The sequence below is a fragment of the uncultured Capnocytophaga sp. genome (assembly GCF_963525585.1).
Taxonomy (GTDB): domain Bacteria; phylum Bacteroidota; class Bacteroidia; order Flavobacteriales; family Flavobacteriaceae; genus Capnocytophaga.
In genome coordinates this window covers 1-21,719 of the sequence record NZ_CAURLX010000018.1, presented here as the reverse complement: position 1 = coordinate 21,719, position 21,719 = coordinate 1, and the positions used below count along the sequence as shown (strand labels likewise).

16 protein-coding genes are annotated in these 21,719 nt (G+C 34.0%); 10 read left to right on the top strand and 6 right to left on the bottom strand.

From position 1 onward, the window contains the following. Positions 1-25 precede the first annotated feature (25 nt). The 5 genes from RYK20_RS05905 (at position 26) to RYK20_RS05885 (ending at position 7,779) form a co-directional block, all read left to right on the top strand. Positions 26-2,482: a M1 family metallopeptidase gene (locus tag RYK20_RS05905; protein WP_314894770.1), complete on the top strand. Its 2,457-nt coding sequence runs from the start codon at positions 26-28 to the stop codon at positions 2,480-2,482. Positions 2,483-2,619: 137 nt separating this feature from the next. Next, positions 2,620-4,689 carry a methionine--tRNA ligase gene (gene metG, locus RYK20_RS05900; protein ID WP_314894759.1) on the top strand — a complete coding sequence of 690 codons (2,070 nt, stop codon included), beginning with the start codon at positions 2,620-2,622 and terminating at the stop codon, positions 4,687-4,689. Positions 4,690-4,707: 18 nt separating this feature from the next. Next, positions 4,708-5,202 carry a hydrolase gene (locus tag RYK20_RS05895; RefSeq protein WP_314894758.1) on the top strand — a complete coding sequence of 165 codons (495 nt, stop codon included), beginning with the start codon at positions 4,708-4,710 and terminating at the stop codon, positions 5,200-5,202. An 11-nt stretch (positions 5,203-5,213) separates the two neighbouring features. Then, positions 5,214-5,540: a nucleotide pyrophosphohydrolase gene (locus RYK20_RS05890; protein ID WP_297981128.1), complete on the top strand. Its 327-nt coding sequence runs from the start codon at positions 5,214-5,216 to the stop codon at positions 5,538-5,540. A gap of 79 nt (positions 5,541-5,619) precedes the next feature. Further along, a complete protein-coding gene (locus RYK20_RS05885; protein WP_314894757.1) occupies positions 5,620-7,779 on the top strand; it encodes a patatin-like phospholipase family protein in 2,160 nt (719 codons plus the stop codon). Between the two features lie 9 nt (positions 7,780-7,788). On the opposite strand, the gene RYK20_RS05880 is transcribed toward RYK20_RS05885, so the two are convergent. After that, positions 7,789-8,496: a tRNA threonylcarbamoyladenosine dehydratase gene (locus tag RYK20_RS05880; protein ID WP_297981134.1), complete on the bottom strand. Its 708-nt coding sequence runs from the start codon at positions 8,494-8,496 to the stop codon at positions 7,789-7,791. Between the two features lie 323 nt (positions 8,497-8,819). Here RYK20_RS05880 and RYK20_RS05875 point away from each other — a divergent pair, with 323 nt between their 5' ends. Beyond that, on the top strand, positions 8,820-11,018 hold the full coding sequence (locus RYK20_RS05875) for a RelA/SpoT family protein (RefSeq protein ID WP_314894756.1): 2,199 nt from the start codon (positions 8,820-8,822) through the stop codon (positions 11,016-11,018). A 21-nt stretch (positions 11,019-11,039) separates the two neighbouring features. Beyond that, positions 11,040-11,525 (top strand): PH domain-containing protein, encoded by a 486-nt coding sequence (locus RYK20_RS05870; RefSeq protein WP_314894755.1) that lies wholly within the window; start codon positions 11,040-11,042, stop codon positions 11,523-11,525. 46 nt (positions 11,526-11,571) lie between these two features. On the opposite strand, the gene folD is transcribed toward RYK20_RS05870, so the two are convergent. Both folD and lpdA read right to left on the bottom strand, forming a co-directional pair. Further along, complete coding sequence (folD, locus tag RYK20_RS05865) at positions 11,572-12,447, bottom strand: bifunctional methylenetetrahydrofolate dehydrogenase/methenyltetrahydrofolate cyclohydrolase FolD (protein ID WP_314894754.1); 876 nt, start codon at positions 12,445-12,447, stop codon at positions 11,572-11,574. A 69-nt stretch (positions 12,448-12,516) separates the two neighbouring features. Further along, a complete protein-coding gene (gene lpdA, locus RYK20_RS05860) occupies positions 12,517-13,914 on the bottom strand; it encodes a dihydrolipoyl dehydrogenase (RefSeq protein WP_297981143.1) in 1,398 nt (465 codons plus the stop codon). Positions 13,915-14,113: 199 nt separating this feature from the next. Here lpdA and RYK20_RS05855 point away from each other — a divergent pair, with 199 nt between their 5' ends. Continuing rightward, positions 14,114-15,277, top strand: a complete 1,164-nt coding sequence (locus tag RYK20_RS05855) for an MraY family glycosyltransferase (RefSeq protein ID WP_314894753.1) — start codon at positions 14,114-14,116, stop codon at positions 15,275-15,277. A 34-nt stretch (positions 15,278-15,311) separates the two neighbouring features. Here RYK20_RS05855 and RYK20_RS05850 read toward each other — a convergent pair whose 3' ends face one another. Further along, the gene (locus RYK20_RS05850) at positions 15,312-17,165 is read right to left on the bottom strand and encodes an SLC13 family permease (RefSeq protein WP_314894752.1); all 1,854 of its coding nucleotides are present in this window, start codon (positions 17,163-17,165) and stop codon (positions 15,312-15,314) included. A 159-nt stretch (positions 17,166-17,324) separates the two neighbouring features. Here RYK20_RS05850 and RYK20_RS05845 point away from each other — a divergent pair, with 159 nt between their 5' ends. After that, positions 17,325-17,747 (top strand): copper resistance protein NlpE, encoded by a 423-nt coding sequence (locus RYK20_RS05845; protein ID WP_314894751.1) that lies wholly within the window; start codon positions 17,325-17,327, stop codon positions 17,745-17,747. A 66-nt stretch (positions 17,748-17,813) separates the two neighbouring features. Here the strand turns inward: RYK20_RS05845 and odhB are convergent, their stop codons facing one another. Further along, complete coding sequence (odhB, locus tag RYK20_RS05840; RefSeq protein ID WP_314894750.1) at positions 17,814-19,058, bottom strand: 2-oxoglutarate dehydrogenase complex dihydrolipoyllysine-residue succinyltransferase; 1,245 nt, start codon at positions 19,056-19,058, stop codon at positions 17,814-17,816. A gap of 215 nt (positions 19,059-19,273) precedes the next feature. Next, positions 19,274-19,705: a DUF4268 domain-containing protein gene (locus RYK20_RS05835; protein WP_314894749.1), complete on the bottom strand. Its 432-nt coding sequence runs from the start codon at positions 19,703-19,705 to the stop codon at positions 19,274-19,276. Positions 19,706-20,082: 377 nt separating this feature from the next. Here RYK20_RS05835 and dnaB point away from each other — a divergent pair, with 377 nt between their 5' ends. Continuing rightward, positions 20,083-21,633 carry a replicative DNA helicase gene (gene dnaB, locus RYK20_RS05830; RefSeq protein ID WP_311456677.1) on the top strand — a complete coding sequence of 517 codons (1,551 nt, stop codon included), beginning with the start codon at positions 20,083-20,085 and terminating at the stop codon, positions 21,631-21,633. Positions 21,634-21,719 lie beyond the last annotated feature (86 nt).

Below are 21,719 nucleotides of genomic sequence, written 5' to 3'. Positions count from 1 at the left end.
AAAAAAATTAATTTATTTATATATGATGCGAAAATATTTATTACTGGCTATGTTTGCGACCTCTATAGGAGCCGTTGCACAGACAGAAACATCAGGTCGCTCGCTATATCACGCTGAAGCAACCAAGTACAATGCTCTTGATCATACAAAGCTAAAAGTTTCATTGAATTTTGAAAAAAAAGAACTCTATGGGGAAGAATGGCTTACAGCTTCTCCTTATTACTATCCAACAGATTCTTTGGTGCTAGATGCTCAAGCAATGATTATTCATAATGTAAACTTAAGCGATAAAAAAGGAAACAAGGGAGCCTCTCTTAATTATAAATATGAGAATGACAAACTTACTATTCGCCTAAATAAAACTTATCAGCAAGGAGAAAAATACACTATATATATAAAATATACCGCCCAGCCTGAAAAAGTAGGAAAAGCAGGAAGTGAAGCTATTACAGATGCTAAAGGGCTATATTTTATTAATTCCAATAAGGAGGACAAAAATCGACCAATTCAGGTATGGTCACAAGGAGAAACCAAAGCAAATTCTTGTTGGTTCCCTACTATTGATGAAACTAATCAAAAGTCTACTCAGGAGATTTATGTTACTGTACCTGAGCAATTTATAACTCTTTCCAATGGAGTGCTTTCTTCTTCTAAGAAAGATGGTAAAGGATTCCGTACTGACTATTGGGTGATGAATAAAAAGCACGCTCCTTATTTATTTTTTCTTGGAGTAGGTGAATATGTAGAAATTAAAGACAAACCTTGGAGAGGTAAAGTGCCTATTTCCTACTTTGTAGAGAAAGAATATGCAGATGTAGCTAAGAGAATCTTCGGAAAAACAGCTGAAATGATGGAGTTCTACTCCAAGAGATTGGATTATGATTATCCTTGGCAGAAATATCATCAGATTACAGCTCAGGAGTATGTGAGTGGTGCTATGGAAAACACAACAGCAGTCCTCCATAGTTCTATGGCTCAGCAAGATGCAGAAGCTCTTAATGACCAAAATATATGGGAAGCTACCATAGCTCACGAACTCTTTCACCATTGGTTTGGAGATTTGGTAACTGCTGAGAGCTGGGCTAACCTTACTGTAAATGAATCTTTTGCTAACTATTCTGAGTACCTTTGGTTTGAGTATAAATATGGAAAAGATTATGCTGATTATCATTTGAATCGTGATATTGTAGGGTATAAGAATAGTGGCTCCTTTGAAAAAGATCTTGTACGATTTAATTATAAAGAACGGGAAGATATGTTTGATGCCGTTTCTTATAATAAGGGAGGAGGAATCCTTCATATGCTTCGTAATTACTTAGGGGATAAGGCTTTTTTTGAAGGAATTTCTAAATATCTTAAGAAAAATCAATATGGAACAGGAGAGGCTCATCAATTAAGACTCATCTTAGAAGAAGTAAGTGGAAAAGACCTCAATTGGTTCTTTAATCAGTGGTATTTTAATCACGGACACGTAATTATGACTCCAAAAGTTACTTATGATAATACACGAAAAGAAGCCGTTTTGGAAATTACTCAAGATGCATCTTTACCATTTCAATTTCCTCTAGAAGTGGATATTTATGATGGAGGAAAATACATTAGAAAGGAAGTCTGGGTAAGTGCTAAGCCTAAGAATGAATTCCGTTTTGCTGTCTCTCCTAATTATGATTTGATTAATGTAGATCCAAGAGGACTTATTATAGGAGATGAAGCTACCTATAAAACTTCACAACAGTATCTTTTCCAATATAAAAATGCTAAAGATTACAGAAGTCGTAACCAAGCAGTTGAATATGCCATAAATACAGGAAATACAGATATTCTTATTCTTGCTCTTAAGGATTCTTTCTTCCGCTTACGTATTAAAGCAATCCAAGGATTGAGACAAGATAGAATGAATGAATGGGCACCTATGGTAGAAAACTTAGCTAATAATGACCCTGAAAATTTAGTGAAAGCAGCTGCAATTACACAACTTTCTCGTATAGGAGACGTGAAATACAAACCTTTATTTGAGAAATCTGTAAAAATACCTTCACGTTCCATAAAAGTAGCTGCTGCAACTGCCTTGGTTATCTTAGATCCGTCTTTGGCAGGACAATATGTGGATATTATTGACTTGAAAAAGCTCAATGGAGAACAATTTATGTTCTTTTTGCCTTATATTCTAAAAAATAAAAATGAAAAATATCTTCCAGCTCTTCTTGATAAAGTAATTTATTATCCATTATATCCAGAAGAATATCAGGCTCCTATAAAGGAAGGTTTCGTATGGCTAATGAGTACAGATGATACTGAATTGACTAAGAAAGTAGCTAAAACTCTTGGAAATGTTTTTGGTTGGGTAAGTGAAGAACAGAAAAAACTTCTTCATAAAGTAGCTGAAGATGGAGTGAAAATTAAGGAAGATTTACTTAAGAAAAATCCTAATTCAGAATCTATTAAGGCTCAAATAGAGCTTTTGAAGAACATAAAATGGTAATATAATACCTAATTTTATAAAGATAATAGAGACTATCCATTTTTTAGGATAGTCTCTTGTTTTTTTCTTGACAAACAACTGAAAAAATTGTACCTTTGCAAATTGAATAATATTAAAAATGTAAAATCTATTTTATAATGTCAGAACGTTATACTATTACAGCAGCATTGCCTTATACCAATGGACCTATTCATATTGGACACTTAGCAGGAGTATATGTTCCTGCAGATATTTTCGCTCGTTATCAGCGCTTGAAAAAAAATGATGTGGTTTTCATTTGTGGAAGTGATGAGCACGGAGTGGCTATTTCTATTAAAGCTACTAAGGAAGGGATAACTCCTCAAGAAATTATAGACAAATATAATAAAATTATTAAAGATTCTCTCTTTGATTTTGGTATTTCCTTTGATAATTATTCACGAACTTCTTTACCTATACATCACCAAACGGCTTCTGAATTTTTCAAAATTCTTTATGACAAAGGAAAATTTATAGAAGAAACTTCAGAACAGCTTTATGATGAACAAGCAGGACAGTTTTTAGCAGATCGCTTTGTAATAGGTACGTGTCCTAAATGTGGTAATGAAGAGGCATATGGAGACCAATGTGAGCGATGTGGAACTTCATTGAATGCTATTGATTTGATAAATCCAAAATCTACCTTGACAGGAACAAAACCTATTCTTAAGAAAACCAAACATTGGTTTCTTCCTTTGCAAGATTACACTAGTTTTTTGGAAGAATGGATTATCCAAGGGCACAAAAATGATTGGAAACCTAATGTATATGGGCAGGTGAAGAGTTGGATTGATGATGGGTTACGACCTCGTGCCGTAACTCGTGATTTGAACTGGGGTATTCCTGTACCTGTAGAGGGAGCAGAGGGCAAGGTGCTTTATGTGTGGTTTGATGCTCCTATAGGGTATATTTCTTCTACTAAGGAATGGGCAATCCGTGAGGGAAAGGATTGGACTTTGTATTGGAAAGATAAGAATACTAAGCTTATTCACTTTATAGGTAAAGATAATATTGTATTTCATTGTATTATTTTCCCAGCAATGCTTAAAGCTGAAGGTTCTTATATTTTGCCTGAGAATGTTCCTGCTAATGAATTTTTGAATTTGGAGGGTAACAAACTCTCTACATCAAAGAATTGGGCGGTGTGGCTTAATGAATATTTAGAAGAATTTCCATCACAACAGGATACGCTAAGATATGTACTGACGGCTAATGCTCCTGAGACCAAAGATAATGATTTTACTTGGAAAGATTTCCAAGCAAGAAATAATAATGAATTGGTGGCAATCTATGGGAATTTCATCAATAGAGTACTAGTACTTACTCAGAAATATTATGAAGGAAGAGTTCCTTGTCCTAATGATTTCACAGAAGTAGATAAAGAAATATTTATTCAAATAAAGGAACTTACTGAAAAAATAGAACAATCCTTGGAGCGTTATCGATTCCGTGAAGCTCAACAAGAACTGATGAATATTGCTCGCTTAGGAAACAAATTTTTAGCAGATGAGGAACCTTGGAAACTTATCAAAACAGATGAGCAACGTGTAGAAACTATTATGTATGTAGCCCTCCAGATAGCTACTGCTTTGGCTATTGTTAGTGAACCTTTCTTACCTTTTACCTCTCAAAAGTTAAAGAAGATGTTAAGGTTTGATGATATGGATATTTTACCCACTTGGGAAAATGTCTTTGTTAGTGATAGCCTGATTAAGTCAGGACATCAAATAGGGACTTCTCAATTACTTTTTGAGAAAATAGAAGATGAGGTTATCCAAAAGCAAATAGACAAATTAGAAAATAGCAAAAAAGAAAATATGCAAGCTATTTCGAATTCTAAAGAAATTGCACCTCAGAAAGAGTTAATTTCCTATGAGGATTTCGCTAAGATGGATATTCGTATAGGTACGATTCTTGAAGCTGAAAAAATGCCTAAGGCTGATAAACTCCTTATTCTGAAAGTGGATACAGGTATTGACCAACGTACTATAGTCTCAGGTATTGCCCAGAGCTTTGATCCTAAGGAAATTATTGGAAAGAAAGTAACAGTACTTGTTAACTTAGCTCCCAGAAAACTTAGAGGCGTAGAAAGTCAGGGGATGATACTTATGGTTGAGGATTCTCAAGGAAAATTTGTTTTTCTTAATCCTGATAATGAAGGAATTGCTAATGGAATAGAGGTAAAATAACTTTTATATAAAAGAATAATGAAGCTCATAAAATTACCTTTTTTACTTCTCACAGGTAGCATATTTATGATTTCTTGTGGAGATAATAAAGATGAGAAGAAAATAGTTCAAAAAGAAGAAAAACTTTCTATAGAGACATTACAAGATTCTATTCGTAAGCTTTCTGAAGAGCTTTCCGATGCTAGATACTTTGATATCCAGTATAATGAAGATAGCCAATATTTCTTTTATGAAAATGGTATTGAAGATTCAGAAGAGTTTGTACGGCAGCAACTTATGGCTACTAATATAACCAAAGACGAGAATCATCCACTCATTTCTTATCGTCCTCGTCGAAATGCTAAGTTTCAAATAAATAAAATAAAATTATTAAATCATAGATGGGTAATTTGTGACTTTTCAGATGGATTAGATTGGGGAGAATTATTACTTAAAATGACTCTTAATGATGATAAAACTCTTTCGTTTGAAGTGCTAGATCAGACACTTTATGTAAGTGAACAAAAACCTTAAAAATAGTATTTATGAATATAAAAAATGCTCAACTAGCAGTAGATAACTGGATAAAAGAACACGGTGTACGTTACTTTAATGAGCTAACAAATATGGCTCAGCTTACAGAAGAAGTAGGAGAGGTAGCTCGTATTATTGCACGTCGGTATGGAGAACAATCAGAAAAAGAAAGTGATAAGGCTAAAGACCTTGGAGAAGAATTGGCTGATGTAGTTTTCGTAGTTCTTTGTTTAGCAAATCAAACAGGGATTGATTTGCAACAGGCTTTTGATAGAAAAATGGAAGCCAAAACAAAACGGGATCACGATAGACATCAAAATAACCCAAAATTAAAGTAATAATATATTCTTTTATTCTAGAGTTATTGTTATGAGGTATCTTTTTTTATTTCTTTTGGTGTTTTTTTCAAAAAACTTATTGTTTTCTCAAGAAAAAATACGCTCCTTAGCAGACCTCAAAGGAAAAAACCTTAAGGTAGGGCTAGTTCTTAGTGGGGGAGGAGCTAAGGGATTGGCTCATATTGCAGCTTTAGAAGCAATAGAGCAAGCAGGAATAAAAATTGACTACATAGGAGGAACAAGTATGGGTGCTATCATAGGAGGCTTGTATGCCTCTGGTTATTCCTCTCAACAATTGGACTCTATATTTCATTCTTCTGACTTAGAACAGATTATTCAGGATAATGTATCTCGTTCAGCACAGAATTTTTATGAAAAAGAGAATCGAGATCGATATATGATATCTCTAGCCTTACGTGAAGGTAAGTTTGCTCTTCCTGCAGGATTCTCACAAGGAGTTAATCTTTATAATTTTCTAAGTCAGCTTACCTATGGTGTGAGGAAGATAGATGATTTTTCTAAGTTACCTATTCCTTTTCTGTGTATGGCTACAGATGTAGAAACAGGAGAAGAGATTATTTTGGAAAAAGGGGATCTCGCCCAGGCTATGATGGCAAGTGGAGCTTTTCCCACTTTATTTGCTCCAATAGAAATGGACGGAAGATGGCTTACTGATGGTGGAGTGATGAATAATTATCCTATAGATGAAGTAAGAGCTAAGGGGATGGATATCATCATAGGGGTAGATGTACAATCTCCTCTGAAAACACGTAAAGATCTCAAATCGGCTAATAATGTATTATTACAGATTACTAGCTATAAGATTGCTAATGAGATGAAAGAAAAACGTGAGAAAACAGATATCTATATTCATCCTGATATAAGTGCTTATAATGTAATTTCTTTCCAAGAAGGGCAAGCTATTATTGATTCTGGTCGAGTAGCTACCAAAAAGATTCTTCCTCATCTTCAATGGTTAGGAAATTTCTTGAAGGAGAATGAATATCCTTTGCCAAAAGTAAAAATTTCAGATTCTTTATCAATTAGTAATATCACATTTGCAGGAAATAAGCATTATTCAGATGCGTACCTTAGGGGAAAATTGGGTTTCCAATGGGGAGATAAAATCTCTTTTTCTGATCTAAAAGAGGGAATCCAAAATATTATGGCAACTCAGAATTTTAGTGGAATAAGTTATCATATTTGTCCTATGGAAAATGGAGAAGAACTTCGTTTTACTTTGGATGAAGTTCCTGCACAAACGTGGATAAAAATGGCGGTTCATTATGATAATTTATATAAAACAGGAGTCCTTTTAAATATGAGTCGCTCAGGATTTTTACAAAAAGATGACTTGATTTCTTTCGATTTTATTGCAGGAGATAATATTAGATATAAGTTTGATTATTATGTAGATAAGGGGTTTTACACAAGTTATGGTTTCCAGAGTAAATATGATAGATTCCGTAGAGATATTTCTTTTAATGGTTTTTCTCTTAACACAGGAGATACCAATATAGCTTTGGCTCGCCTGAAAAATCAGCTTTATATACAATCAATTTTTTTTAAGCACAAATTCCTTCTAGGAACGGGAATGGAACACGAACTTTATCAAGTGAGATTGAATTCGGATAGTTTTAAGGAAAGAGTAAATTATTATTCTCTTTTTGGATATATACGTTATGATTCCTTAGACAATGCTTTATTCCCAACAGAAGGAGCTTACTTTGATGCTAAAGGACATTGGTACTTTCATTCACAAGGATATGGAGAAAGGATAAATCCTATTCTCCTGTTAAAAGCAGATTTAGGAGGGGCGTGGAAATTCTCTAATAGGCTCTCTGCTAAAGCTATCTTCTCAGGAGGTGTTCACTTTGGGCTTCCTAATGCTCCTTTCTTGCAATATGTTTTTGGAGGACAAGGTAATAATCTCTTTGGAAATTTACTTCCTTTCTATGGATATGATTATATGAGCTTTGGTAATTATGATTTTCTCAAAGGAGAAATGACTCTGAATTATCAATTCTATAAAAGAAATTACATTAAAGCCATTGCTAATATTGCAAATGCAGAGGAGAATATGTTCAATGGTAATAAATGGTTTTCTAGACCACAATACACTGGTTATGCTTTAGGAATTAGCTCAGATACTATTCTTGGGCCTATTGAGATAAAAGCTACCTATTCGCCAGAAACCAATAAATTCCTTTGGCTTTTTAATATTGGTTTCTGGTTCTAATCTAGTGTTTTATTCTATAAGCTTACGGATAATAGTTCCTGCTATATGTATCCCAAAGAGAGCTGGCATATAGCTCATAGTACCATAATAGGAACGCTTGAAGTTACTACCATCTGTGAGAGCCATCATATCTTTGCTCGGTAATTCAAGAGAGAAAACAGCCTTGAACTTAGGATGTATACCTTCTTTCTTTAATCTTTTACGAATGGTACGTGCCAGAGGGCAATCTCGTGTTCGGGAAATATCAGCAACTTTAATTTTTGAAGGGTCTAATATTCCTCCAGCCCCCATACTGCTTATTACCCGAATACGCTTATCGTGGCAAGCTCGGATAAGACTTATCTTAGGGGAAATGCTATCTATACAATCAGCAACATAGTCAAATTCTTTATTTACTAAATCATAGGCTGTTTCAGGAGTAAGGAAGTCTTCAATAATATGAAGATTGATTTTCTCATTGATATCCTTGATTCGCTCTCCCATAAGCCTTGCTTTTGACTTACCTATTGTAGAATTAAGTGCTATAAGTTGCCTGTTTTTATTAGTAGTATCTACGGTATCTCCATCTACAATGGTGAGAGTTCCTACTCCAGCTCTGGCTAAAAACTCAGCTACAAAAGCTCCCACGCCTCCTAATCCAACTACCAATACATGTGCTTGCGTTAATTTTTCTAAACCTTCTCTTTTTACTACTAATTGAGTTCTTTCTCTCCACATTTTTGTAATATTAGCTCAAATAATTTTGTAAAATAGGGCGTACTTGCCTAATATTTTACTGGTTTAACATCAATAAAAAATAATATTTTTTGAGGACAAAGTTAATAAAATTTATTTAATAACTATCACAAGTATAAAACTTTTCTGTAATATTATTTTCTATAGTATAAAACTTTTCTGTAATATTATTTTCTATGGGGAGGACATTAATTTAAAATCTTGTTACAGATTAATTTTCTAGATATGAAATAATAAAAAAGTTAAAATATTTTTTTATTTTCAAAAAAAGCCGTAATATAGCATTTATTTAGCAGATATCAATTATGGAAACGGAATACTATACAGCTCAAGAGAGTAAAGACATTGCACAGGCATATAAAGAATTACTACGGGTAAGTTATCAGGCTCTTAGTGATGAAGATAAAAAGCTCATTAGAAAAGCCTTCGATATGGCTGTAGATGCTCACAAGGAACAAAGGCGAAAAAGTGGAGAACCCTATATCTTCCATCCCATTGCAGTGGCTAAGATAGTGGCTCAGAATATAGGGCTTGATGCAACATCTATAGCAGCGGCTCTTCTACATGATGTGGTAGAAGATACACCCATTACAATTGAAAATATAGCTGAAATCTTTGGAGATACAATAGCTAAAATAGTTAAAGGGCTTACGAAAATTTCTGACTTGAGTAGGGATACAGATGTTTCTTTTCAGGCAGAAAATTTCCGTAAGATGCTTCTTACACTTAATGATGATGTGCGTGTAATCCTTATAAAAATAGCCGATCGCTTGCATAATATGCAGACAATGGATTCTATGCCTAGCTATAAACAACAAAAAATAGCTTCAGAGACTCTTTTTATTTATGCTCCATTAGCGCATCGTGTTGGACTTTATAATATAAAGACAGAATTGGAAGATTTGGGTCTTAAATATACAGAACCTGAGCAATATTATGAAATTTTTAGCAAAATAGAAGGTTCCAAAGAAGAACAAATGCGGTATATAGAAGAGTTTTCTAATACTGTAAAGGTAGCTCTGGATAAGGAAAAAATAGAGTATTATATAAAAGGACGTCCTAAATCTATTTATTCTATCTATAAGAAAATGACTTCTAAGAAAATTCCTTTTGAAGAAGTTTATGATAAATTTGCTATTCGTATTATTTATAAGAGTGATCCCGATAATGAAAAGTTCCTAGCGTGGAAGATTTATTCCATTGTTACAGATTATTTTCGCCCTAATCCTACACGATTAAGGGATTGGCTTTCATCTCCTAAATCGACAGGATATGAGGCTTTGCATATAACAGTAGTAGGACCTCAAAATAAATGGGTAGAAGTGCAAATTCGTAGCGAACGAATGCACGAAATTGCAGAAAAAGGTTATGCAGCTCACTTTAAGTATAAGCACGGTGAACAGAAAGAACGAGGAATAGAGCAGTGGTTGAATAGACTTCAGGAAGTATTGGAAAATAATGAAGCTAATGCAGTGGAATTTGTCCAAGAATTCAAAATGAATCTCTATGCTGATGAAATATTTATATTTACACCCAATGGTGAGATAAAATCTTTACCTAAAGGAGCTACTCCTTTGGATTTCGCATTTAGTATTCATACAGAAGTAGGGATGCATACACGTGGCGCCAAGGTAAATGGAAAGCTTGTTCCTTTAAATTACAAACTTAGAAGTGGCGAGCAGGTAGAAATTATTACTGCAGAAAATGCGATACCTAATCCCAATTGGCTAGACTATGCTACTACAACTAAGGCAATTGCTAAGATAAAAGGAGCTCTAAAAGAAAATCGTAAAAAAATTGCAGAGGAAGGAAAAGAGGTTCTTCGTAGGAAACTAAAACAATTAAAAATCACTTTAGATGAAAAAGTAACCAATGACTTAGTGACTTTCTTCAAAACTAAGACAAGCCAGGATATTTTTTACCAGATGGCAACAGGGGAGATTAATAACCAGATGCTCAAGAACTTTGTATCCAGTAGAAGTACCTCTATATTTAATTTCTTTAGAAAAAAGGCTGCTACATATACAGCTCCTGAGAAAGCAAAGGAAAGCCATCAGTACGATATGATTGTCTTTGGTAAAGATGAACAAGTATTGGATTATAGTTTTTCTAAATGTTGTACTCCAATTCCAGGAGATGAAATTTTTGGCTATATAGCTGTTAATGGAGGAAGTATTAAGGTTCATAAGAAAGATTGTCCTAATGCTCTCTCAATGTTTTCTAATTTTGCTTATAGAATAACACCAGCTAAATGGGTCAAATCGACTGAACGTGAATTTGAGACAACAATCAAGATTATAGGAGTGGATAGAAAAGGATTAGCAGCAGAAATAGCTAATTACATCACTCATAATGGGTTAGGAATGAATAATATTCAGCTAACAAGTAAGGCTGGTATTTTTGAAGGAGAAATCACATTGTTAGTTTCTAATACAGAATCTTTGAATTCTTTATTAGAAGGGTTGAGAAAGCTCAATGGAGTAGAGAAAGTTTTTAGAGAATAATATTTAAATACAAGTTAAGTTATGAGAATAAATGTTCATTATAGTCGGGTTGTGAGAATCATTACAGTTATTGTGAGCTTAATAATAATTATCGGAGAGATATTTTTAATTACAAAATATATACACAATAATGATTATAAATTATTATTTATTATTATAATTCTACTAATTCTTCCTTTAGTTTTTGTGCTAAATGCTCCTGTGTATATATTACTTGAGCCACAATGTTTTATAATGAAAAAAGTACTTGGAAAAGTTAAGATAAACTATAATAGTATTCTATTTATAGATAGATACTCTCCTTCTTTACGAGATGTAAGAATATTTGGGTCTGGAGGTTTTTGGGGATTTATAGGATTATTTTCTTCTGAGAAAATAGGTAAATATTATTCTTTTGTAGGGGATTCTGAACAATGTTTTTTTATAAGGACTGTTAGTGGAAACTCTTATGTATTTAGTAGTGAAGATGTTGATATCGTTATTGAAAAAATAAAAAAGAATAAATAGCCACTAAGATAAAATTGTCCCCAGAATTCTCTGGGGACAGTAAAATTTATCTTTTTTGATTTCTTATGTAAGCATTTAAAGTATTTTTCAATAACATAGCTATAGTCATAGGACCAACTCCTCCTGGTACAGGAGTTATATGGCTTGTTTTTTCTTTTACATTTTCAAAATCAACATCTCCTACAATACGAAATCCTTTCTTACTGCTACTATCTTCTACTCTTGTGATACCTACATCTATTATTACAACTCCATCTTTAATCATTTCAGCCTTTAAAAAGTTAGGAATTCCTATAGCTGCAATAATTATATCTGCTTTTTTTGTATAATCAGTTAGATTATGGGTACGACTGTGAGTAAGGGTAACCGTTGCATTCCAGGGTTTCTGAGAAAGAAGTATACTGATAGGCTTTCCAACAATGTCAGAACGACCAATTACAACCACATTTTTTCCTTCAGTTGGAATTTGGTATTGTGTAAGAAGTTCTAATATACCATAGGGAGTTGCAGGAATGAAGGACTCAAGACCTAGCGCCATACGTCCAAAATTAGTAGGATGAAATCCATCAGCATCTTTGTCTGGATTTATTGAGAGGAGAACCTCTTGTTCGTTAATATGCTTAGGAAGAGGAAGCTGTACTATAAATCCATCAATATTATTATCCTCATTAAGTTCTTTTATTTTCTTCAAAAGTTCATCTTGAGTAACATTTTCAGGTAATTCTATGATAGAAGAGTTAAACCCAACTCTTTCACAAGCGGTAACCTTATTATTGACATAAGTTACACTAGCTCCATTTTTACCTACTAGTATAGCTACTAAGTGAGGAGGCCTTTTTCCTTGTTTTTTTATTGAAGAAACTTCTTTAGCTATTGTTTCTTGTACAATAGCAGAAGCCTTCTTTCCATCTAATAAAATCATTTTTTTAGGTTTTAAGTAAAAAAGGGTAAGAGTACTTAAACTCCTACCCAATTAGAAATAAAGATTTTTTTAAATATCAATAGCTTCTCCATAAGCAGCTGCTACAGCCTCTTTTACTCCTTCACTCATTGTAGGGTGAGGGTGTACAGCTTTGATAATCTCGTGTCCTGTAGTTTCTAATTTTCGAGCAACTACAGCCTCAGCAATCATATCGGTAACACCAGCACCAATCATATGGCAACCTAACCATTCGCCATATTTGGCATCAAAGATTACCTTGATAAATCCTTCAGTAGTTCCTGCTGCATTGGCTTTACCAGAGGCAGTAAATGGGAACTTACCTACCTTTATTTCGTATCCTTTTTCTTTAGCTTGCTTTTCAGTAAGACCTACAGAAGCAATTTCAGGAGTACAATAAGTACATCCAGGGATATTTCCATAATTAATAGGTTCTACGTGTAGTCCTTTTATTTTCTCCACACAGAGGATTCCTTCTGCAGAAGCTACGTGAGCTAATGCCTGACCAGGAACGACATCACCAATTGCGTAATAACCAGGAACATTGGTTTGGTAGTATTCATTTACAAGGATTTTATCGCGCTCAGTTTTGATACCTACAGCTTCCAATCCTATGTTTTCTATATTTGTTTTGATACCTACAGCAGAGAGAAGAATATCAGCTTCAAGGACTTCTTCTCCTTTGGCTGTTTTTACATATGCTTTTACTCCTTTTCCTTGAGTATCTACTTTGGTAACTTCAGAAGAAGTCATAATGTTTATACCCAATTTTTTAAAGCTTTTTTCAAGTTGTTTTGAGATTTCCTCATCTTCCACAGGAACAATATTTGGCATAAATTCTACCACAGTTACTTCAGTTCCCATTGAATTATAGAAGTAAGCAAATTCAATTCCAATAGCACCACTTCCAACAATAATCATTTTTTTAGGTTGTTCAGGAAGGGTAAGAGCTTGTCGGTAACCAATGATTTTTTTCCCATCTTGAGGAAGTGCAGGTAATTCACGAGAACGAGCACCAGTAGCAATAATGATATGATCAGCACTGTATTCGGTTACTTTACCATCTTTATCTTTTACATCTATTTTTTTACCAGGTTTGAGGGTTCCATATCCATTGATCACATCAATTTTATTCTTTTTCATTAAGAACTGAACTCCTTTGCTCATTGTGCCAGCTACATCACGGCTACGCTTAATTACTGCGGAGAAATCTTTATCGAATCCTTTATCCTTAATAGTAATACCATAGCTATCAGCGTGTTTGAGGTACTCAAATACTTGTGCTGACTTTAGGAGAGCTTTGGTAGGAATACATCCCCAATTAAGGCACACACCCCCAAGATTTTCTTTTTCAACAACAGCTGTTTTGAAGCCTAGTTGTGAGGCACGAATAGCGGTTACATAACCTCCAGGACCGCTACCTAATACTATAACATCATACTTACTCATTGTAATAATATTTATACTTTGAAATATGGCACGAAATTACGAATTTTATTTGTTATAGAAGCACTTTTTTTGAAAAAAAAAATATAGTTTTTTTATAATAGTTTGATTATTAAAGAAATGTAATATTTTAGTTTTTTTTGAAATTATTTTTAATTTTCTAAATAAATTTTTATCTTTGCCCTATTAAAATGAAGTGATTATGCAATATGTGTATAGTAACCTTTCGTTTGAATTATTATCTTTATTGATTGTATTTCAATCATTTATAGTTTCTTATCTGGTAATTCCACGAATTATCTCAATTGTTAGGACAAAGAATCTGATGGATAAGCCTAATCAAAGGAGTTCTCATAAAGAAAAGACACCTACAATGGGAGGGGTTGCTTTTTTTGCAAGTTTGTTAAGTAGCTTATATTTTTTACAAGTATATGATAGCCATAAGTTAGGGCTCTCATTAGTTATAGGGCTTTTAATACTTTTCTATATAGGTATAAAAGATGATTTGGTAGGTGTTTCTCCTCGTACTAAGATAATAGGGCAAATGCTTTCTTTTATATTTGTAATGGATAGTAATGAGTTGTCAATTACTTCATTAAATGGTTTCTTAGGTTTTTATGAACTTCCTTTGTGGATTTCTTATTTCTTGGGGATATTTATTATTATATCAATTGTTAATGCTTATAATCTGATAGATGGGATAAATGGTTCAGCCTCAATGGTAGGAATTATGATTTTTAGTATATTTTCCTATATTTTTTACCAGACAGAGGATTATTATTTTGTTTTACTTTCCATAAGTTCTATAGGTTGTTTGTCTGCCTTCTTAAGATACAATATATCAAAGAAAAACAGTATCTTTATGGGAGATACAGGTTCTCTGTTAATAGGCTTTGTAATTGGAGTTTGTACTCTCCGATTTTTAAATTTGCCAATAGAAAGATTATCTATGGCTAATATTAACTATTATAATAAGTTTGTATTAGTTTTTATTATTCTATATATCCCATTTGTAGATACAATGCGTGTTTTTCTTATCCGTATTCTTAAACATAGGAGTCCATTTTTTGCTGATAGAAATCACATACATCATATAATGATAGATTATATGAAGTTATCCCATATTCAAGCAAGTTTGTTATTAGCTTTATTTAATTTGCTGGTATTCATTTTCTTTTATATTGCTAATTTATATATTTCTACTATAACTTTATTTATAGTTTTATTCTTATTCATAATAGGGACAACACTTATTCTATTTTATTATAATAGAAGTTTTTCTGTACGTAGGAATAAACAAAAGATACAGAGGATATTAGATAACACACTTATTGGTAAAAGAAAGAGAAAGCATAACTTCAAGTAGTTATGCTTTAAGTAAAGTAAAATAAATTATATTCCTAATTCCCAAAAGGAAAAAGTAAAGGCAGAATAAGAATCATAACAATTCCCATAAGTATTTGTAAAGGAAGTCCTACTTTTACATAGTCCATAAAAGTATATCTCCCTGCAGACATTACTAAGGCATTTGGAGGAGTTGAAAAAGGAGATGCAAAGCACATACTAGCTCCTACAGAAACTGCTATCAAGAAAGGAAGAGGATTTACTTCCATACTTGTGGCAGCACTCATAGCGATAGGGGCAACTAAGATGGCTGTAGCCGTATTACTGATAAACATAGTAAGAAGGGAAGTAGTGAAATAAATACTTGCCAAGAGTATATAAGGGCTATAATTGCCTAAATTTCCAACCAACATATTGGAAACTAGTTCTGAGGTTCCTGTTTTTTCCAGTGCTAAAGCCATAGGGAGCATCGCTGCAATAAGAACAACACTTTCCCAATTAATAGTCTTATAAGCAGCTTCTACATTGGGTAATGCTCCAGAGAATACCATCAATAAAGAGGCAACCATAACAGCTGTAACAGGCTGCATAGGAATAAAATCAAACATCATACTTCCTATCATCAGAAGCATAATGATTGCTGCAATAGGTGCTTTATGTGTAATACTTACTTTAGAGGCTTGCCGTAGAGGCTGTCCTAATACAATAAGATGTCTTTGTTGTTCGTTAAGCCTACCAATATCTTTCCAAGAACCTTGAACGAGTAAGATATCCCCTGAATGGATTTTTTGATCCTTTAGATTTTTTAATATGTAGGTCTCATTTCTTTGAATACCTAGAATATTTAGAGAATAACTGTCGCGGAATCTTGATTTTTTGATGGGCAAGTTCACAAGTCGGGAGGTAGAGGTAACAAGTATCTCAGCAATTCCGTGCTTTTGTGAATTCATTAGTTCCTCCTGAGAGGAGAATTTGTCTTGAACTATACTGAGAGATTTTTCCCAAGCCATAGTTTCTATCTTTCTGATATCTCCTTGAACAAATAAAATATCTCCTTCATTAAGGATTGTATTAGCTTGAGCCAATTCTCTATTAGGATTTTGAAAAATAGATGTATTTATATTAGGTTTTCTTAGAATTTCGGTTACATTTACCTCATATTTTTCAGATAAATTACTCTCAAGGAGTGTTTTTCCTATGAAAGGAGCATTTTTTCCTATCATCACTAGGTGGATATCTTTTGAAAGCTGATATTCTTCTATTAAATCAGTTAGGGATTTGTTGTTTTTTTTATCTTCTGGATTAGTATCTTTTTTGTTTAATAAATATTTGCTTACAGGAATCAAATAAAGCAATCCTACAGCCAAGGCTATTAGTCCTACAGGAGTGAAAGAAAAGAAAGAAAGAGAAGGAAAATTATTTTTGATAAGTTCTTCATTGATAATTAAGTTAGGAGGAGTTCCTATCAAGGTCATCATTCCTCCTAGGCTACTTGCAAAAGCTAAGGGCATTAATAATCGAGACGAGTTGATATTTGCATTCATTGCCATACTTACCACGATAGGAAGCATAAGTGCAACAGTACCTGTATTACTTACAAAAGCACCTATAAAAGAAGTCGCTAGAATTACCAATATGAATAGCTTAAGCTCGCTTTTCCCAGCTAATTTTAAGAGCTTGTTGCTAATCATCTTGGCAAGTCCCGTCTGGAATATGGCTCCTCCTACTACAAAAAGACCTATCATCATAATGACAACAGGATTCGAAAAACCAGACAAAGCTTCCTGAGGACTAAGTATTCCGAAAAGAACAAGTAATAGCAAAGAAGATAAAGCAACTAAATCAGAACGTATCTTTCCTAATATAAAAAATATAGATGATATAACTAAAATGGCTAAGGTAATATACATATTGTAAAGGGTTGAATTTGATTAAAAATCTTTTAAAGGACAAAGATACAATTTTTAAGTAGAAATAACAAATAATGTTTTGCCTGAAAAAATAGATATTATTTCCTTATTTTTGAGTATTAATTCGTATCTTTGTGTTCAAATTCAAATACATTTTCAATGAAAAAAATATTTTTACTAGCTGGAGTAGCTATGTTATTTTCTTGTAATCAAACTACTCAAAATCAGAATACTGATAATTCTTCAGGGGCTGATACAGAACAAAAAACTTCTACTCAAGCCGATGAGTATGTAGGAACTTATAAAGGGATGTTTCCTTGTGCGGATTGTAGTGGAATTAATGTTCTTATAACGCTTAATGAAAGTACTTATACCTCGGAAGAAACGGCTGAGGATATTGTTACGAAAGATAAAGGAAGTGTTTCTTATGATAAAGAGAATAAAATCATAACTCTTATCAGTAGTGAAGAAAAGGATAGAAAGACTTCCTATAAAGTAAAAGAGAATACAATAGTATTTCTGGAAGATGGAAAAGAAATAGAAGGAGAGTTAGCTTCTTATTATATCCTAACCAAGCAATAATAATTCAGTTGATAATAAAAAAACCCTTTAGAAAGTTCTAAAGGGTTTTTTTACTTATAAAAAATCTTAGAGTTCTAAAGCACTCTTTAAGTCATTATTCATTAGGAGTTCTACTGGATTTTCTAGAGCATTTTTTACTTCTACTAGGAATCCAACAGACTCACGTCCGTCAATGATACGATGGTCATAAGAAAGAGCTACATACATTACAGGGGCAATAACAATTTGTCCATTTCGTACAATAGCACGATCTACTACATTATGCATTCCTAAAATAGCTGACTGAGGAGGATTAATAATAGGGGTAGAAAGCATACTACCAAATACTCCACCATTAGTAATAGTGAAAGTTCCACCAGTCATTTCATCTACAGTAATTTGTCCTTCTCGGGCACGGATAGCGAGGCGTTTTACTTCGGCTTCTACACCTCTGAAAGAAAGATTTTCAGCATTGCGGATAACAGGAACCATCAGTCCTTTAGGTCCTGATACAGCAATTGAAATATCACAATATTCGTAAGTAATCTTCTCTTTGTCATCAATCATAGAATTGACATCAGGAAATAGCTTGAGGGCGCGTACAACGGCTAATGTAAAGAAAGACATAAATCCTAAGCCCACATTATGCTTTTCTTTGAAGACATCCTTATATTCGTTACGGATTTCATAGATGACAGACATATCTACTTCATTGAAAGTAGTAAGCATTGCAGTTTCATTCTTTGCAGAAACCAAGCGTTCGGCTACTTTACGGCGAAGCATAGATAATTTTGCTCGTTTCTCTGTTCTCTTGCCATTAGTAGGAGTTCCCATACTATGGCGTGCAGGTTGCGCATTCAGAGCATCTTCTTTTGTGATACGTCCACCTTTGCCTGTTCCTTTTATTTCATTAGGTGAAATCTGTTTTTCAGAGAGGATTTTTTTGGCTGCAGGGCTAGCTTCTCCAGTACTGTAAGAGGGGGCTGGAGCCTTTTCAATAGTAGGGGCTGGGGTAGGGGCTACTGTAGGAGCAGGAGTACTTTTTGCAGGTTCTACAGGAGTTTCTTTTATAGGAGCACTTTCTGCGGGTTGCTCGGCACTAGTGTCAATTAAGCATACTACCTGACCTACAGCTACAGTGTCTCCTTCTTCAGCCTTAAGAGTAATAATACCACTTGCCTCTGCAGGAAGCTCTAGTGTAGCCTTATCAGAATCTACTTCTGCAATTGCTTGATCTTTTTTTACATAATCACCATCTTTTACAAGCCAAGAGGCAATTTCTACTTCAGTGATGGATTCCCCGGGAGAGGGAACTTTCATTTCTAAAATCATAAGTTCTTCTTTTAGTTCTAAGTAAGTTTTTGGTTTAGATTATTCTTTTTCAGGAATTTAGACGCCTCTAATGAAGCTCATAACAAAAGAATAAGATTGCTCTTTGAAATCCCGTACAAAGTTACTAAAAAATACGATAAATACAACCAAAATCTGAAATTTTTTATTAGCTTTTATTCTAAGAACGGATTTCACAAAAAATTTCGAAAACGAACTCAGAATACATCTTCCTTGAACAAATCTTCGTATTCCTGCCAGAAAAGTTCTATCTGTGACATATTTGAAACAAAAAATTCCATAGTTTCCTGCCAAGTTGCTTTGTTATGGATACAAACATCTTTCTTTTCTATCCAAATTCTAGAGATTTCTTTTCCATTCTCCAGTACAAACTCTTTTTCATATTGGTTATTGGGCAAGAAATCACTGAAAATACCTCTGAGAGATTCCATTTTGGTGAAATATTTCTCTCTTGAATCCAAGCTACCTTCTATATCGATACAAACCATCGCTTTTTTGGTGTCAAAATAGAACTTGAATAGAATCTCTTTTACTCCTGTTCGGTATAAAATCCATTTCCTAGGGAAGGATTTTCCAAAAGAAGTCCAGAATTCTTCTCGTAATTTGGAGGATTCTTCTTTGCTATACATTACAATCGGTTTAAATTTTTATTTGAATATAAGGAAAAGCTCCCTAGAACAAGAACTTTTGGCAAAGATACAATAAATAGATGAATTGGTAAAATGTTAATTTAATGTGAGTTCAGCATAACACATAGGAATATAACTTGCAAAACTTGAGTGATGAATTAATGGAAATGGTTTTTGGTGATTTTCACAGGATTTATTTTCTTGTTGAAAAAAATAATATTCTATCTTTTTTGGAAGAGATAATTCATAGAATCAAATATTTACTTTCCAAAATACTTACATTGAATCCGGAAAATAGAACCTTTGTTCGGATTCTGTTTTTTTTAATCCTAAAAAACCTCGTACATTTGCCTCGAAAATATAAATAACCAATAGAGATGGAAAATATATCATCAAGAACAGCCAATGAATCTGCTTATGTACCCCGTACCATTACCCTTGAGAAAGGGAAGATACCGCCTCAGGACTTGGAACTGGAGGAAGTAGTCCTAGGAGGAATGCTCATTGATAAGCGAGGAGTAGATGAAGTCATAGATATTCTCTCAGAGGAGGCATTTTATATGCCTGCGCACCAGAAAATCTATGCGGCTATAGATAAATTATTCCGCGAGTCCTTACCTATAGATATGATGACCGTTCGAGAGGAATTACTCAAAGGAGGCGTTCTCAAAGAAGTAGGAGGGGGGGCATATCTGGTATATCTTACTGAAAAGGTGTCTTCTTCAGCCAATATAGAGTTTCACGCCAGAATACTTCTCCAGAAGCATATCAAAAGAAGCCTCATAAAGATGTCCAGTGAGATTAGCGAAGAAGCATATAATGAAGAGGTAGATGTATTTGACCTATTGGATAGTGCAGAAAGCAAGCTCTTTGCCATTACCCAAGGGAATATTACTCGTACTTCGGAATCAGCTAGAGAATTGGTACTGAAAGCACGCGAAAAAATAAAAGAATTACATAAAAAGAAAGAGGAATTCAGTGGGGTTCCCTGTGGATTTACCAAAGTAGATGAGATTACCGCTGGCTGGCAACCTACCGACCTTATCATAGTAGCCGCTCGACCCGCAATGGGAAAGACAGCTTTTACCCTTACGATGGCAAGAAATATCGCTATTAATAGTAAGATTCCTGTTGCTTTTTTCTCTTTAGAGATGTCTGCCATACAGCTTATTACTAGGCTTATAGCTTCGGAAACAGGGATTACTTCGGATAAATTACGTACAGGAAAGCTTACCGAAGATGATTTTGAACGACTAAACTTCAAGATACAAGACCTCCTAGAAGCTCCCTTATATATAGATGATACACCTTCTCTTTCTATCTTTGATTTGCGAGCCAAGGCTAGGCGTATGGTCTCCAAATATGGAGTGAAAATTATTTTTATAGATTATTTGCAACTGATGACGGCAAATACTACCAATAAAGGAGTGGGGAATAGGGAACAAGAAATCTCGACCATCTCTCGTAACCTCAAGGCTTTAGCCAAGGAATTGGATATCCCTGTAATTGCGCTCTCTCAGCTATCTCGTAATGTGGATACTAGGCAAGGGCATAGGCGACCACAGCTTTCTGACCTTAGGGAATCAGGAGCTATAGAGCAGGATGCCGATATTGTTACCTTCCTTTATCGTCCGGAATACTATGGGTTAGGAACTTGGGATGACACAGATGCTACTCCTACGGAGAAACAAGCAGAGTTTATTATAGCTAAGCATCGTAATGGTGGGCTGGATAATGTTCGATTGAGGTTTGAAAATGGAGTTTTCAGTAATCTAACAACGGGTCCCTTCTCCCCAATGCAGTCTTTTGCTTCTAGAAATAATGATAGAGAAGAAGAAGAGAATAGAACCTCCTCTGCCAATATACCCAAAGGAGATATTAATAATGCTTTTGATAAAAATGATTCCACATCAGATGTTCCTTTTTAACCCAAAATGGCTACTAGTTTATTGTAAAAGGACGAAAGAGGTGTTCCCGACCACCTCTAAGGTTAAAAATATGACCTTGTCTGGTC

Coding starts and splice junctions, on each gene's coding strand:
- RYK20_RS05905 (WP_314894770.1), top strand. CDS start 26: ATGCGAAAATATTTATTACTGGCTATGTTTGCGACCTCTATAGGAGCC.
- odhB (WP_314894750.1), bottom strand. CDS start 19,058: ATGATTTTAGAAATGAAAGTTCCCTCTCCCGGGGAATCCATCACTGAA.
- RYK20_RS05890 (WP_297981128.1), top strand. CDS start 5,214: ATGAATATAAAAAATGCTCAACTAGCAGTAGATAACTGGATAAAAGAA.
- RYK20_RS05880 (WP_297981134.1), bottom strand. CDS start 8,496: ATGTGGAGAGAAAGAACTCAATTAGTAGTAAAAAGAGAAGGTTTAGAA.
- RYK20_RS05845 (WP_314894751.1), top strand. CDS start 17,325: ATGAAAAAAATATTTTTACTAGCTGGAGTAGCTATGTTATTTTCTTGT.
- folD (WP_314894754.1), bottom strand. CDS start 12,447: ATGATTTTATTAGATGGAAAGAAGGCTTCTGCTATTGTACAAGAAACA.
- RYK20_RS05855 (WP_314894753.1), top strand. CDS start 14,114: ATGCAATATGTGTATAGTAACCTTTCGTTTGAATTATTATCTTTATTG.
- lpdA (WP_297981143.1), bottom strand. CDS start 13,914: ATGAGTAAGTATGATGTTATAGTATTAGGTAGCGGTCCTGGAGGTTAT.
- RYK20_RS05850 (WP_314894752.1), bottom strand. CDS start 17,165: ATGTATATTACCTTAGCCATTTTAGTTATATCATCTATATTTTTTATA.
- RYK20_RS05870 (WP_314894755.1), top strand. CDS start 11,040: ATGAGAATAAATGTTCATTATAGTCGGGTTGTGAGAATCATTACAGTT.
- RYK20_RS05875 (WP_314894756.1), top strand. CDS start 8,820: ATGGAAACGGAATACTATACAGCTCAAGAGAGTAAAGACATTGCACAG.
- RYK20_RS05895 (WP_314894758.1), top strand. CDS start 4,708: ATGAAGCTCATAAAATTACCTTTTTTACTTCTCACAGGTAGCATATTT.
- dnaB (WP_311456677.1), top strand. CDS start 20,083: ATGGAAAATATATCATCAAGAACAGCCAATGAATCTGCTTATGTACCC.
- RYK20_RS05835 (WP_314894749.1), bottom strand. CDS start 19,705: ATGTATAGCAAAGAAGAATCCTCCAAATTACGAGAAGAATTCTGGACT.
- metG (WP_314894759.1), top strand. CDS start 2,620: ATGTCAGAACGTTATACTATTACAGCAGCATTGCCTTATACCAATGGA.